Raw genomic sequence first — 14,833 nt, 5'->3', positions numbered from 1 at the left:
CAGCCACGGGCCCGCGGCGGGCCCGAGACACCCCCTATCGGCCCCGGGGCGCTCCGAAACGCGCGAGGCAGTGCCACACCCTCTTGATGGCTTGCGGGTCGTGGTCGCCCTCCCGAGCGGCGTCACCGAGGATGCGGGGGTCGAGGACACCGTCGAGCGCGATCCGCGTGCCCAACTCGACGTACTCCCGGCCGCGATAGCCGGGGTGGCGGGCGAGTTCGTCCACCGTGAGCCGGAAGCCGGCGTGCCATTCCAGGGGGCAGCCGAGACGCCGGGCGGCCTCCTCGACGGGAGTGTCCTGGAAAGAGGGGTCCAGGACCAACGCCTCCACGTCGCGGTCCAGCCGGACCTGCCCGTGGACCTGCGCCTCGATGTAGCCGTCGAGTGCGTCCTGGTCGTCGGCCCGGGCGAGCTCGATCAGCCGCATGCGGTCGGCGACTCCGAAGTCCGACGGTTCGAGGAAGCTGTCGGGGTAGCAGAACGTGGTCCGGTTCAGTGTTTCGGCAGTGAGCCGGAAATGGGCCGAACCGAAACGCGGAGCCGCCCCGACCGCCTCGTCGCGGAAGTTCAACGCCCCGTAGGCGGGACGGTCTTGAGCCGGCGCCTCGTCGTAGGCTCCGTTGAAGATCCTGCTCTCCCAGCGCCACCGGTCTCCGCCGGGATGAGCCGTGAGCCCTCCGTTGCTCGTTCCGGTGACGAACTGCGAGTGGTAGACGGCGTCGTCGACCAGAGAGGCAAGCATCGCCCGGCCGTGTGCCACACGGTCGGGGTGGAAGTTGAGGGTCACCCTCAGCTCCGGATCGACCGGAGGGCCCGACGACAACTCCGCGACATGGCGGAGGGCGCGGTCCTGCGGCGTCCGAACGGTTTCGAAGCTCATGCGGACAGTGTTTCCCGAGCCGATCACCCGGTGCGCGTCATTTTCCCCCGGGGAGCCGCTGCGCTCGGGTGCGAGGTCCCGGGATTTCGGGGCCGGCGCCGTCCTCGATGGCGGAGGGCGGCAGCATACGGGTCACCATGCCCCCTCGCCCCGCAGCGTGGCGTCGGCGCCGCCGTCGATGAAGACGATCTGACCGGTCACGTGGGTGTTCTCGGGCGAGGTCAGGAAGTCGAGGAGCGGGGCGACCTGTTCGGCGGCGGCGTGGCCGTTCAGGGGCATCGGAATGACCGAGTCGACGGCCTCCCGTACGCCCGGCGTGGCGAGCATGGGCTCGGTCATGGGGGTGAGGACGGTACCGGGGGCGACGGCGTTGAGCGGGATGCCGGCGCCCGCCCATGCGGCGGTGGCGGCGGTGCGGCGGACCCAGCGGGCGAGGGCGTTCTTGGAGGAGCCGTAGACGGCGTGGCCCTCGCCGCGCTGAACGGCGGCTTCCGCGGCGGCGATGGCGGCGCTCTCGTCGCCGGCGAGCGCGGCGTCGGCGATGGCCGGGTCGTGGGGGTGGATCGCGGTGAGCGACGAGACGACGACGGCGCGCGGGTCGCCGCCGGCGGCGAGCAGGGGGCGCAGCCCCTCCAACGTGGCGACCGCGCCGAAGTAGTTGACCTGGACGGTCCGCGGGTCGTAGAGGTGGAGACCGGCAGAGGCGATGACGGCGTCGAGGCGGCCGCCGCTCAGCTCCCGGGCCCGGTCCACGAGCCGTGTACGCCCCTCGGGCGTGGACAGGTCCGCGTCGATGTCCGAGCCGGCGAGGTCGGCGCCGAGCACGGTGTGGCCCTGGGCGCGGAGGCGGGCGGTGGTGGCTTCGCCGATGCCGGAGGCGGCTCCGGTGACGAGGTAGGTGCGGGGCCGGGCAGGGGGCATGGGCACTCTCCTTGGCTCGTATCGCTCGTCCGCGTTGCGTGATCCGGGGAGCCGGGGAGCCGCGACGTGCGCGATGTGATCAACGTACATTTATTGGCACGTCGTGCCAAGTGGCGAGTTCGTGCCGCACTGGATGCCGCAGTTGGCCGCGCGGCCCCGGCCAGGCAGCATGGGCCCCTACGAACGCACGCCTGTGAACAGGCGGGACCGGCTCGGATGAGGAGGGGGACGGCGGGATGGCGGCAGAACGAGGCCGGCCGCCTCTGACCGAGCGTCGGCGGCGGGAGACCCGCGTCGAGATCGCGGAGACCGCGGCGGCGCTCTTCGCCGAGCGCGGGTACGAGGCGACGACGGTCGAGGACATCGCGGCGGCGGCCGGCGTCTCACTGCGCACTTTCTACCGCTACTGCTCCTCAAAGGAGGACGCGCTCACCCCCCTCGTCACGTCCGGCGTCGGCCAGCTGGTCGACGCCCTGGCGGCGCAGCCGGCCGACGAACCGCTGATCGCCGCCGTGGAGGGGGTGTTCACGACGCCGATGTCCGAGCGGCGACTCGCGGACGCGGAGCCCGGCCGCGCCCTGGTCCGCCTCATGGGCGGTGTCCCGGCGCTCCGGTCGCGCTGGCTGGCGGCCGTACAGGAGATGCGGGAGCGGCTGCTGCCGGTGCTCGCCGCCCGGACCGGCAGACCGGCCGGCAGCCTGGAGGTACGGCTGTTGGCGGGCGCCGTGCTCGACGCGTTCACCGCGGCCGTGGAGCACTGGGCCGCCCAGGACGAACCCGAGGACCTCCTCGCCCTCACCCGCCGGGCCCTCACGTTCCTCCGGCTCGACGAGCTGTAGCGGGCAGGCGGCGCTCAGGTCTCGGGTCCGGGTCCGGGTCCGGGCTGGAGCCTGAGCCCGGCCGGTCAGGAGGTGCGGGAGGCGGCCGCGCGGCGGGTGTCTTCGAGGTGGAAGCCGATGGACCGGGCGAGGGACACCGCGTCCTGGGGGTCGTCGGCCCGGCAGGTGATGCGGCGGATGAGGCCGACCCCGTCGAGTGCGACGCCTTCGCGGGCCAGGACGAACACCAGGGCGAGGAAGGCGGATCGGGCGTTTCCGTCGTCGAACGGGTGGAAGAAGCAGACGTCGAGGTAGGCGCGCGCGGCGCGGGCGGTGAGCGGGAGCGGTCGCCCGGGCCGCGTGTCCGCCTTCGCGCTCTCCGCGAGGCACGCATCGAGGCGGGCACGGGTGTCCGGGCTGATCCCGTAGCGTTCCCGGCCACCCTTGGCGAAGGCCGGCAGGGTGCGGAACCGCGGCGGCAGCGGCGTGCCGAGGACGTACTGCTGCCAGCCGCCGAGCAGGTCGAAGTCGAGCGGGGCGCCCCGCTCTGCATCGGCCCGCGCCAGCTCCAGGGCGGCGAGCAGACCCTCGGCCCGGGCGGGGTCCACGGCGCCGTCGAAAAGCCGGATGTCCTGCTCCGCGCCGTCGCACGACGGGGTCACCGGTGCCTCCGCCCCGCCGTCCCGGCCGTCCGGCCACGGCACGGCCTCCCGTACCACCAGCCAGCGCTCCAAGTGGTCCGGCGCGGGCCCGGCGGACCGTACGCGGGCGTCGCGCGGCCGCAGCGACAGTGCGAGCCGCTCCGCGACTTCGTCGACCAGCACCGGGTCGGGGCCGGTCCAGCTCCGGAACCGCCCGCCGATCGCCGCGGCGACCAGATCGCGCGCGACGTCCGGGGAGACTCCCCCATGGCTGAGGAACCAGGTGAGCACTTGGTGGCAATGCCCGTACCAGCCGCTGCCGCAGCCGGTGCGGTCGGTCACCTGCAGGATGACGTTGCGAGCGGCGCGGTCCCACAGGATCCGCTGCTCCTCGACCTCGGCCATCTCCAGCGGGTACGCCTCGAACCATCCCGCGAGGCTCTCCACCCACTCTCGCCACTCGCACAGCGCCGCGACGACGCGGTCGAGCGTCTCCTCGGGAGTGGTGATCGAGTGCTGAGGACAGCACCAGTGTCCGACCGGCCCCCCGTCGAAGTCCCCTTCGTCGTGCGCCCAGCGCCAGCCCACGGCCCAGCGGCCGTACCGCTCCACGAGGGCGTGCGACATGGCATCGGCCCAGGACCTGGCCTCGGCCCGGCTCCACGCGCGCATCTCCGGGTTCGCGAAAAGGACGTCGGGGCGGCGTGGCACGCGAAGGGCCGGTCCGAGCGAGCGGACCACCTGCGCTGCCGTCCCGCTGTCGAAGGGATGACGAGCGGGATCCACCTCGTCCCAGCTCAGGCCGCCGGGGGACAGATCGGAAATCATCGCGTCAGCTTCCGGGCCCACCCGGTGTACGTTCAACCGGTTTTCCGCATGCCGCCCGGGCCGTGGGGCCCCGGCGCCCTACTGTGGACTCGGCGGTCGACCCACCCGCGGTGAGCGTGAGGAGCGAGGCTTGTCCGGAGCAGATGCCGAGGTCGCGGTGCTGATCGTCGGGGGCGGGCCGGTCGGGCTCACCGCCCGGGCGCTGCTGGCCCGCTGGGGCGTGTCGACGCTCCTGGTCGAGAAGCACGTCGGGCTTTCGCCGTTCCCGCGGTCCCGGCTGGTCAACGTGCGCTCGATGGAGATCTTCCGCCAACTGGGGCTGGCCGCCCGGATCACGGCCGCCGCGTTCGCGCCCGAGTACGGCCGCGCCCGCTTCCGCGACAATCTCTACGACCAGGACTTCGCCTCGGCGGCGATGGTCGGCGTCGAAGCGCCGGTACCCGAGAGCCCCGAGACCGGCGTGCTCACCTCGCAGGACCGCCTCGAACCCGCCCTCCTCCGCGCCGCCGACACGCCGTTGCGGTTCGGGGTGGAGCTCACCGGCCTGGCCGAGGAACCCGACGGAGTCGTGGGCGTGCTCCTCGACCGCCGAAGCGGTGCGCGGACGCGCGTCCGGGCCCGCTACGTGATCGCCGCCGACGGCGCGCATTCCACCGTCCGGGAGCGCCTCGGCATCGACACCACCGGCCCCGGCGCGATGGGCGATTTCACCACGGTCGTCTTCGACGCCGACCTCGGGCGCTGGAGCGCCCGTCAGCCCGCAGGGGTCTACTTCACCGCTCACGGACTGTTCGGGCCGGTCCACCCCGAAGGGGGCTGGCTCTGGTTCGGTCCCACACCGGGGGACGGCCCCCGCACCGACTGGTCCGGCCTCGTCACGCACGCTCTCGGCCCCGGCGCGGACGTACGGGCCGACGTACGGCGGGTACAGCACTGGGTGATGCACGCCTTCGTCGCCGAGCGCTTCCGGCACGGCCGGATCCTGCTGGCCGGCGACGCCGCACACGCGATCCCGCCGATCGGCGGCCTGGGCATGAACACCGGAATCGCCGACGCTCACAATCTCTGCTGGAAGCTGGCGGGCGTACTGCGCGGGTGGGCCGGGCCGGGCCTCCTGGACACGTACGCGGCCGAACGGGTGCCCGTAGCCCACCGGACGCTGCGCCAGGCGGTGGCCAACGCCCAGCTCATGGTTCAGGTCCAGGAACGGCGCCGCGACCAGCTCCGCGGCGGCGCACCGGCACAGAGCCGGATCGAACTTCCCTGGTCGGAGCGGTACTTCGCGCAACTGGGCCTCGTACTCGGCACCGCCTACCGCTCCGCCGCCGTCCTCGACGGCGATTGCAGTACCGACACGGACACGGATGCGGATGCGGATGCGGATGCGGACACCGATTACGTCCCCACCCCACGGCCCGGCCATCGCATGCCGCACCTCTGGCTCGCGGACGGCCGCTCCACGCTCGACGCCTGCGGCGAATGGTTCACCCTGCTGACGCCGGACCCCGCCCGCTGGAAGCACGAGACCGCCGCGCCGTGGCCGCTGCGCATCGAGCCCCTGCCCGCGGAGCACGCCGACCTCTGCGGCCTCGGCCCGCACGGAGCGCTGCTCATCCGCCCCGACGGCCACATCGGCGCCCTCCGGCACGGAATGCAATGATCAGAGGGCCCGGCCGGACCGCTCCTTCTCCGCCACGGGCCAAGCCTTCAGCGGGAAAACTCTTGATGCCGCAGTAGAATGGCCGGTTGTTCGACGCCGGACCGGAACAACCCGGGCAGACCTGGGCTCCGCCGGCGACCCGGATGTCCCCCCGGGAGCGAGACGTGAGGGCCGATGGCAGCCACACCTGAGCACGGTGACCTGACCTTGCTCGACGACCAGGACGCGCACGAGGAGTCCGGCAAGTCCGCCCGGTTCTCCGCCGGGCCCGCCGCCCCCACGCGCACCCTCGTCGACGTCTTCGAGGCCTCCGTACGGGCGTACCCCGACGAGCCCGCCCTCGACGACGGCTCCGCCCAGCTGACCTACCGGGCGCTGGCCGCCGAGGTCGAACGCCGTCGGCGCGCGCTCGCGGAGGCCGGTGTGGGTCTCGGCGACCGGGTGGGCGTCCGCGTGCCGTCCGGGACCAATGAACTGTATGTGGCCATTCTCGCCGTACTCGCCGCGGGTGCCGCCTACGTGCCCGTCGACGCCGAGGACCCCGACGAGCGGGCCGAGCTGGTCTTCGGCGAGGCAGGCGTACGGGCCGTGCTGGGCGGCGGACAGCGCATCGAGGTCACCGGCCTGCCGGACGTTCCCGTGTCCGCCGCACGCCCAGGGCCCGAGCACGACGCGTGGATCATCTTCACCTCCGGCTCCACCGGCAAGCCCAAGGGCGTCGCCGTCAGCCACCGCAGCGCCGCCGCGTTCGTGGACGCCGAGGCCGCACTGTTCCTCGCCGAGGAGCCCGTCGGCCCCGGCGACCGGGTCATGGCCGGCCTGTCCGTCGCCTTCGACGCCTCCTGCGAGGAGATGTGGCTGGCCTGGCGCCACGGCGCCTGCCTCGTGCCGGTCCCCCGCGCCCAGGTCCGCAGCGGCGCCGACCTCGGCCCCTGGCTGGTGGAGCAGGAGATCACCGTGGTGTCCACGGTGCCGACCCTGGCCGCGCTCTGGGAGCCGGAGACCCTCGACGAGGTCCGGCTGCTGATCTTCGGCGGCGAGGCCTGCCCGCCCGAGCTGACCCAGCGCCTGGTCACCGAGGGCCGCGAGGTCTGGAACACGTACGGGCCCACCGAGGCCACCGTCGTCGCCTGCGCCTCGCTCCTGACCGGCGAGGAGCCGATCCGGATCGGCCTCCCGCTGAACGGCTGGGAGCTGGCCGTGGTCGACGAGTCCGGCGAACCGGTCCCCATGGGCGGCAGCGGCCAGCTCGTGATCGGCGGCGTCGGCCTGGCCCGCTACCTCGACGCCGAGAAGGACGCCGAGAAGTACGCCCCGCTGGAGTCCCTCGGCTGGGAGCGCGCCTACCGCAGCGGCGACCTCGTCCGCGCGGAACCCGAAGGCCTGATCTTCCTCGGCCGCGGCGACGAGCAGATCAAGCTCGGCGGCCGCCGGATCGAGCTGGGCGAGGTGGACGCGGCGCTCCAGGCCCTGCCCGGCGTCGCCGGCGCGGCCGCGGCCGTCCGCACGGCGCGCAGCGGCAACCAGCTGCTCGTGGGCTACCTGGTCGCCCAGGAGGGCTGGGACCACGCGGCGGCGGTGGAGCGCCTGCGCGCCGAGCTGCCGGCGGCCCTCGTACCGCTGCTCGCGCCGGTCGACGAGCTGCCGACCCGCACCTCCGGCAAGGTGGACCGCGACGCGCTGCCCTGGCCGCTGCCCGAGCTGGAGAACACCGGCCCCACCGAACAGCTGTATGGCACCGAGGCCTGGCTCGCCGAGCAGTGGACCGAGACCCTCGGGGTGGCCGTCGGCGGCGCCGCCGACGACTTCTTCGCGATCGGCGGCAACAGTCTGGCCGCCGCCCAGCTCACCACCCGTCTGCGCACCCGCTACCCGCGCGCGGCCGTCCTCGACATCTACCAGCAGCCCGTCCTGCGCAAGCTGGCCCGGCGGCTGGAGAAGTCCGTACGGGACGACGACGCCTCCCGTGTCGTGGCGCCCGTGCCGCTGCGGGCCAAGCTGGTGCAGTCGCTCCTGCTGCTCCCGCTGTTCACCCTGGTGGGTCTACGCTGGAGCGTGGCCCTGCTGGCGCTCGGCAACGCGCTGCACTGGTTCGGCGCCTATCCGTGGGCGCCGACCGCCTCGTGGTGGGCCGTCGTCCCCGCCGCGGCGCTGTTCTTCAGCCCGCCCGGCCGCCTCGCGATCGCGGCCGGCGGCGCGCGTCTGCTGCTGCGCGGGGTGAAGGCGGGACGCCACCCGCGCGGCGGAAGCGTGCACCTGCGGCTGTGGACGGCCGAGCGGCTGGCCGAGTACGTCGGCGCGACCTCGCTCACCGGTTCCTGGCTGGAGCGGTACGCGCGGGCTCTCGGTGCCAAGGTCGGCCCCGAGGTGGACCTGCACTCGCTGCCTCCGGTGACGGGCATGCTCAAGCTGGGCCGCGGCTGCGCCGTGGAGTCCGAGGTGGACCTCTGCGGGCACTGGCTGGACGGCGACCGGCTCGTGATCGGCCCGGTCAAGGTCGGCGCGGGCGCGGTGGTCGGCACCCGCAGCATGCTGTTCCCCGGTGCGCGGGTGGGCAAGCGGGCCGAGGTGGCCCCCGGCTCGGCCGTGGTCGGGACGGTCCCCACCGGCCAGCGCTGGGCCGGCGCCCCGGCCGTCAAGCTCGGCAAGGCCAAGCACACCTGGCCCGAGCAGCGCCCGCCGCGCGGGCTGTTCTGGCGGGCCGCTTACAGCGCGGCCGGCATGGGCCTGGGCGCGCTGCCGGTGCTCGCCACCGTGCCCGCCCTGCTCGTGCTGAGCCGGTTCGTGCCCGCCGGCGCCGGATCGGCCGAGGCGCTGCGCGGGGCCCTGCTCGCCGTGGTGCCGGGGGCCCTCGCGTACGGGTTCACGTACGCGGCGCTGCTGCTGGTCTCCGTACGGCTGCTCAGCCTGGGCCTGCGCACGGGAATCCATCCGACGCACAGCCGGGTCGGCTGGCAGGCCTGGACGGTCACCCAGCTGATGGACCTGTCGCGCGAGACGCTCTTCCCGCTGTACGCCGGGCTGATCACCCCGGTGTGGCTGCGGCTGCTCGGCATGAAGATCGGCCGGGGCGCGGAGGTCTCCACCGTGCTCGCGCTGCCGAGCCTGACCACCGTCGGCGAGGGCGCGTTCCTCGCCGACGACACTCTGACCGCCCCGTACGAGCTGGGCGGCGGCTGGATGCGCATCGGGCAGTCCGAGATCGGCCGCCGGGCGTTCCTCGGCAACTCGGGCATGACCGCGCCCGGCCGCAGCGTGCCGGACGGCGGGCTGGTCGGCGTCCTCTCGGCGACCCCGAAGAAGGCCAAGAAGGGCAGCTCCTACCTGGGCCTGCCGCCGGTGAAGCTGCCCCGCTCCACCGAGACCTCCGACCAGAGCCGGACGTACGATCCGCCCGCGCACCTGCTGTGGGCGCGCGGCCTCGTGGAGCTGTGCCGGCTCCTGCCGGTCTTCTGCTCGGCCGCGCTGGCCGTACTGGTGGTGGCGGCGCTGTGCGCGCTGGCCACGGCGAGCGCGGGCCCGGGGGTCTGGGGCACCGCGCTGCTCTCGGGGGTGGTCCTGCTCGCCGCCGGGGCGGCCGCGGGCGCGGTCTCGGTGGTCGCGAAGTGGCTGCTGGTGGGCCGGCACCGGGCGGGAGAGCACCCGCTGTGGAGCGGTTTCGTGTGGCGCAACGAGCTGGCCGACACCTTCGTCGAGGTACTGGCCGTGCCGTGGCTGGCCGGATCGGTGCCCGGTACCCCGCTGCTGAACCTGTGGCTGCGCGGACTGGGGGCCCGGATCGGCCGGGGCGTGTGGTGCGAGAGCTACTGGCTGCCCGAGTCGGACCTGGTGGAGCTGGGTGACGGGGTCACCGTGAACCGCGGATGCGTGTTGCAGACTCACCTCTTCCACGACCGGATCTTGAGGACGGATACTGTGGTCCTCCGCGAGGGCGCCACGCTGGGCCCGGGCGGCATCGTCCTGCCCGGAAGTTCGGTCGGGGCCCACAGCACGCTGGGTCCCGCCTCTCTCGTGATGGCCGGGGAATCCGTCCCCGCCGACACCCGTTGGCTGGGCAACCCGATCGAGGCATGGCGGACCTGACAAGGGTCCGGGCACAGCGCAGGGAGCGGAAGCGGTTATGAACGGCCAGAGAACAGCGGCATCGGACCCGTACTTCCCCGACAACGGAGACTCCCGTTACCGCGTGCACCGGTACGAACTCGCTCTGGAGTACCGGCCCGGCCCCAACCGGCTGGCCGGTACCGCCCGGATCAGCGCGATCGCCGGGCGGGCGCCGCTCACCGAGTTCCACCTGAACCTGGCCGAGTTCAAAATAGGCCGGGTCATGGTGAACGGCCGGGTCCCGCACTACACCCACCGGGGCGGCAAGCTCCGCATCCGCCCGGCCAAGCCGCTGCCCGCCGGCTCGGCCTTCACGGTGGAGGTGCACTGGGCGGGCAACCCCAAGCCGGTCCGCAGCCCCTGGGGCGGGCTCGGCTGGGAGGAACTGACCGACGGAGCGCTGGTGGCCAGCCAGCCGGTCGGCGCGCCCTCCTGGTACCCGTGCAACGACCGGCCCGCCGACAAGGCCTCGTACCAGATCTCGATCAACACCCCGTCCTCGTACACGGTGGTGGCGGGCGGGCGGCTGCTCACCCGGACGACCAGGGCTTCCACGACGACCTGGGTGTACGAGCAGCCCGCGCCGACCTCCAGCTACCTGGTCGGCCTGGCCATCGGCGTGTACCAGACGGTGCTGCTCGGTGACCCCGGGCTCGGCGGCGTGCCGATGAGCGCCCACGTACCGGCGCACCTGCTGCCGCAGTTCTCCCGCGACTTCGCCCGGCAGCCCGCCATGATGCAGTTGTTCGAGGACCTGTTCGGGCCCTATCCCTTCGCGGAGTACGCGGTGGTCGTCGCCGACGAGGAACTGGACGTCCCGGTGGAGGCCCAGGGCCTCTCCCTGTTCGGCGCCAACCACGTCGACGGCGCCCGCGGGTCGGAGCGGCTCGTCGCCCACGAGCTCGCGCACCAGTGGTTCGGCAACAGCGTGACCATCGCCGACTGGCGGCACATCTGGCTCAACGAGGGCTTCGCGAAGTACGCCGAGTGGCTGTGGTCGGAGCGCTCCGGCGGCCGCACCGCGCACGAGCAGGCGGCCGCCGCGCACCGGCTGCTGGCCTCGCAGCCGCAGGACCTGCGGCTGGTCGACCCGGGCCGCAAGCTGATGTTCGACGACCGCCTGTACCAGCGCGGGGGGCTCGCGGTGCACGCGATCCGCTGCGCCCTGGGCGACGGCGCGTTCTTCCGCATGCTGCGCGACTGGACCACCGTGCACCGCCACGGCGTGGTGAGCACCGCCGCCTTCACCACGCACGTGGCCCGGTACGCGGCCGAGCCGGTGGACGAGGTGTTCTCGGCCTGGCTGTACGAGCCTTCTCTGCCGCCGCTGCCGGTCCCCCGGCCCGTACGGCCGTCGGCTTCGACGCCGGCGAAGCCCGGATACCCGCCCACGAACGGCCGGCCGAGCCGGGGCCGGACCTCCGCCTGAGGGCGGGGGGCAGGGGCGGGGAGCGGGCCGGAGCGCCGGTCAGCCGCGCGGCTCGGCCTCGCCCAGCTCGTACGAGATGTGCTGCGGGGCCAGCGCGGTCAGGAAGGCGTGCGCGTCGAAGATCTCGCCGGGTGCGGCGACGAGGCCGGCGGTCCTGACCCGTCCGTCGAGGATCCGGACGACCGCTTCGACGACGAGGGGCGCGGTGACGGCGTAGATGTCCTGCCCGCGGGCCACCGCGCGGCGCCGGGTGGAGCCCGTGCGGACGGTGACGTCGACGAGGAAGGTCTGCGCGGACCGGCCCCGCTCGTCGACCGGCTCCGGCGCTGCCGTGTCCGGGGCCAGGACGTCCTTGACCGCCTCGGTCGTCATGAAGGTCCGGATGTCCGGGGCGGACAGGTGGTGTGCGAGGGTCACGCTGTCCGTGGTGGTGAACTCTCCGATCACGTCCTGGTCCCCGACCGGAGCGGGGAAGGACCACTGCCCGGTGGGCGCGGCGTCGGTACGGAGCTCCAGCCGGCCGTTCGCGTAGACGAGCCGGCGGCCCTCGCGCCTGCTCCGCGATACCCGGCCGGACCCGCGGGTCCCGCCCGTGGGCTGCCAGCTGCTGAGGGCGAACGCGATGTCGATCCCGTCGGCCGCGGTGGCCTCGCCCAGTGCGGCGGTGGCGAGCAGGTCGCCGAGGCCCCCGAAGAACGCCATCGCGGGCACGACCACGACCCCGGCCTCGCGGGCCCGGTCCGCGAAGCCGGCGAAGGTGTCGGCGACGGCCTCCACCTCGCCCGCGACATCGAGATAGGCGATCCGTGCGCGCAGCGCCGCCTCGATGACGGGTGCGGCGGTCTCCGCGAAGGGGCCGGCGCAGTTGATCACGGCGGCGGCGCCGGCCAGTGCGCGGTCGAGCGCGTCCGGGTCGTCGGCCGACGCCGGACGGACGTCGAGTCCGGGGAACTCCGAGGCCAGCGCGCGGAGTTTGCCGGCGTCGCGGCCGGACAGGACCGGGGTCAGCCCCCGGTCCAGCAGCTCGGCGACGACGAAGCGTCCGGTGTGCCCGTACGCGCCGAAGACCGTTACCGCCGCCACCGCTCGATTCGATTCCATGAGGCTCCCCCGTCGGTCGATCACTGGTGCCCATCGTGCCCGCCTCGGCCGTCGGCCGCGAGGAGCGGTAATGCCACGCCCCGTACACTTTCGGACATGAGCCTTGTCGCGCTGGCCGTCACGCCCGGGGTCCCCCACTTCGAACTCGCCGCGGCCTGCGATGTGTTCGGGGTGGACCGCTCCGATCTGGCGGACCCCTGGTACGAGTTCGCCCTGTGCGGCCCGCCTTCCGTGCCCGTCGGCGGCCGCTTCCGGGTCGAACCCGACGCGGGGCTGGACCGGTTGGTGCACGCGGACACCGTGATCGTCCCCGCCTGCGCCGACCTCGACGCCGACCCGCCCGCCGAGCTGGTCGAGGCCGTGCGCGCCGCGCACGAGGCGGGCGCCCGCGTGGCCTCCTTGTGCACGGGCGCGTTCGTACTGGCGGCAGCGGGGCTGCTGGACGGGCGCCGGGCCACCACGCACTGGCTGCACGCCGCCGCACTGGCCGCCAAGTACCCCCGGGTGGAAGTCGATCCGGACGTGCTCTACGTGGACGACGGCAGCGTGCTCACCTCGGCCGGCAAGGCCGCCGCGATGGACCTGTGCCTGCACCTGGTCCGCCTCGACCACGGCTCGGCCGTGGCCAACCAGGTCGCCCGGCGCCTGGTCGTCCCGCCGCACCGGGCCGGGGGCCAGGCCCAGTTCGTCACCACTCCGGTGCCCGAACCGCGCGACCACCCCCTGGATGCGCTGCTCGCCTGGACGATGGAACGGCTCGACCGGCCGCTGACCGTCGAGGACCTGGCCCGGCGGGCGAACATGAGCTCGCGCCACCTGGCGCGGGTGTTCACCGACGTCACCGGCACCACTCCGCTGCGCTGGCTGCTGACCCAGCGCATCCACCGCGCCCAGGAGCTCCTGGAGACCACGGACGAGACCGTCGCCACGATCGCCACGGCGACCGGCATGGGCACCGACGCCACGCTGCGCCGTCATTTCAACCGTACGGTCGGCGTCCCGCCGGACGCCTACCGGCGCACGTTCCGCACCGCCGCGCGGTAGGGGCGGAAGAACGCCCGGAGTTCCTCGGCGTACAGTTCGGGCTCCTCGAACGGTGCGAAGTGGCCGCCGCGCGGGGGCTCGGTCGCGTACACGACGTTCGCCGTGCGCTCCAGCCACGCCCGCGGCGGGCGGACCACGTCTCCGCGGAAGATCGAGAAGCCGGACGGCACCTCGACCCGGCGGGCGTGCTGGGCGGGCGGGATCGCGGCGTTCGCACGGTACATGCGCATGGACGGGCCGATCGTCCCCGTGAGCCAGTAGAGCGTGACGTTCGTGAGGATCTCGTCCTTCGTGAAGCTCCGCTCGATGTCCCCGCCGCAGTCGCTCCACGCCCGGAGCTTCTCCACGATCCACGCGGCGAGTCCCGCCGGGGAGTCGGTGAGCCCGAAGGCGGCGGTCTGGGGTTTCGTCCGCTGCATGGCGACGTACCCGCCCTCGGTCGCACCCCAGGCCGCGGTCGCCTCCAGCCAGGAGCGCTCCTCGGGCGCGAGTTCCGCCGGATCGCCGGTGAAGAGCGGCAGACCCGCGTCCGTACGGTGGACGGCCGCGACCCGTTCGGGGTGATCGAGCGCCAGGTAGCGGCTCACGTGGCTGCCGACGTCCCCGCCCGCGGCGCCGAACCGCTCGTACCCGAGCACCGCCATCAGTTCGGCCCACAGACCGGCGACGGCGATGGCGTCGAGGGGCGGGCCGCCGGGGTGCTCGGAGTACCCGAAGCCCGGCATGTCGGGGACGACCACGTCGAACGCGTCGGCCGGATCGGCGCCGTGCGCCGCGGGGTCGGCGAGGAGCGGGACGACCTTCGAGTACCGCCAGAACGAGTCCGGCCAGCCGTGCCCGAGGACCAGCGGCAGGACGGGCGCCCCGGCCGGGGCGACGGCGCGGGCGTGCACGAAGTGGACCCCTGGCCCGGATCCGCCGCCGAGCGGCACGCGGAAGCGGGGCAGCCGGGCGAGCGCCTCCTCCTGCGCCGGCCAGTCGAACCCGTCCGCCCAGTAGGCGACGAGTTCGCGCAGGTAGGCGAGGTCGGTCCCGAGGGACCAGCCGGCGCCCTCGGGTGCGTCCGGCCACCGCGTGGCGCGCAGCCGCGCGCGGAGGTCTTCGAGCGCCGCGGGGTCGGTGTAGGGGGTGAACGGCTCGGGGCGGGGGGAGGCGTCCGGCATGGGGCGCATCCTAGGCGGACACCCCTCGGCGCGGGCCGCGGCTCGACGACCCGTTCCGGCGGGTCTGTCCGCGCTCCGCCGGGACGCGGCCACGCCCCGGGCGGGGGGGGCCCGCGGGCGGGGGGGGGGTGGTGGGGGCGGCCGCGGGGGGCCCCGCCGGGGGGGGGGGGGGGGTGGTGGGGCCACATCAGGAGAGGGCCTTGTCCCACTTCTCGGCGAGGGTGGCCTTGGCCTTGTCCAGCTC

General features: G+C 74.0%; 10 protein-coding genes. 5 read left to right on the top strand and 5 right to left on the bottom strand.

Annotation, left to right across the window (positions count from 1 at the left end; all coding sequences use genetic code 11):
- Positions 1-34: 34 nt before the first annotated feature.
- Entirely contained in the window at positions 35-880 is an 846-nt protein-coding gene (locus ACFXGI_RS21960; protein WP_384709165.1) for a DUF3626 domain-containing protein, read from the bottom strand.
- Between the two features lie 132 nt (positions 881-1,012).
- A complete protein-coding gene (locus tag ACFXGI_RS21955) occupies positions 1,013-1,801 on the bottom strand; it encodes an SDR family oxidoreductase (RefSeq protein WP_384709162.1) in 789 nt (262 codons plus the stop codon).
- 236 nt (positions 1,802-2,037) lie between these two features.
- Here ACFXGI_RS21955 and ACFXGI_RS21950 point away from each other — a divergent pair, with 236 nt between their 5' ends.
- Positions 2,038-2,640 carry a TetR/AcrR family transcriptional regulator gene (locus ACFXGI_RS21950; protein ID WP_384709159.1) on the top strand — a complete coding sequence of 201 codons (603 nt, stop codon included), beginning with the start codon at positions 2,038-2,040 and terminating at the stop codon, positions 2,638-2,640.
- Positions 2,641-2,705: 65 nt separating this feature from the next.
- Here the strand turns inward: ACFXGI_RS21950 and ACFXGI_RS21945 are convergent, their stop codons facing one another.
- Positions 2,706-4,088: a Fic family protein gene (locus ACFXGI_RS21945; RefSeq protein ID WP_384709156.1), complete on the bottom strand. Its 1,383-nt coding sequence runs from the start codon at positions 4,086-4,088 to the stop codon at positions 2,706-2,708.
- 130 nt (positions 4,089-4,218) lie between these two features.
- Between ACFXGI_RS21945 and ACFXGI_RS21940 the strand changes: the two genes are divergently transcribed.
- The 3 genes from ACFXGI_RS21940 to ACFXGI_RS21930 all read left to right on the top strand — a co-directional run bounded on the left by ACFXGI_RS21940 (position 4,219) and on the right by ACFXGI_RS21930 (position 11,281).
- Positions 4,219-5,748, top strand: coding sequence for an FAD-dependent monooxygenase (locus ACFXGI_RS21940; RefSeq protein ID WP_384709153.1), 1,530 nt, complete (start codon positions 4,219-4,221; stop codon positions 5,746-5,748).
- Between the two features lie 174 nt (positions 5,749-5,922).
- Positions 5,923-9,831, top strand: a complete 3,909-nt coding sequence (locus ACFXGI_RS21935) for a Pls/PosA family non-ribosomal peptide synthetase (protein ID WP_384709150.1) — start codon at positions 5,923-5,925, stop codon at positions 9,829-9,831.
- A gap of 37 nt (positions 9,832-9,868) precedes the next feature.
- Positions 9,869-11,281, top strand: coding sequence for a M1 family metallopeptidase (locus ACFXGI_RS21930; RefSeq protein ID WP_384709147.1), 1,413 nt, complete (start codon positions 9,869-9,871; stop codon positions 11,279-11,281).
- Positions 11,282-11,320: 39 nt separating this feature from the next.
- Here the strand turns inward: ACFXGI_RS21930 and ACFXGI_RS21925 are convergent, their stop codons facing one another.
- A complete protein-coding gene (locus tag ACFXGI_RS21925) occupies positions 11,321-12,382 on the bottom strand; it encodes a saccharopine dehydrogenase family protein (RefSeq protein ID WP_384709144.1) in 1,062 nt (353 codons plus the stop codon).
- Positions 12,383-12,478: 96 nt separating this feature from the next.
- Between ACFXGI_RS21925 and ACFXGI_RS21920 the strand changes: the two genes are divergently transcribed.
- Positions 12,479-13,426, top strand: coding sequence for a helix-turn-helix domain-containing protein (locus ACFXGI_RS21920; RefSeq protein WP_384709141.1), 948 nt, complete (start codon positions 12,479-12,481; stop codon positions 13,424-13,426).
- Here the strand turns inward: ACFXGI_RS21920 and ACFXGI_RS21915 are convergent.
- The gene (locus tag ACFXGI_RS21915) at positions 13,393-14,589 is read right to left on the bottom strand and encodes an epoxide hydrolase family protein (protein ID WP_384709138.1); all 1,197 of its coding nucleotides are present in this window, start codon (positions 14,587-14,589) and stop codon (positions 13,393-13,395) included. The genes ACFXGI_RS21920 and ACFXGI_RS21915 overlap by 34 nt on opposite strands.
- Between the last annotated feature and the right edge of the window lie 244 nt (positions 14,590-14,833).

The organism is Streptomyces sp. NPDC059355, from assembly GCF_042752335.1.
Taxonomy (GTDB): Bacteria; Actinomycetota; Actinomycetes; order Streptomycetales; family Streptomycetaceae; genus Streptomyces.
The sequence above is the reverse complement of the archived record's forward strand: the minus strand, read 5'-3'. Positions and strand labels throughout refer to the sequence as shown.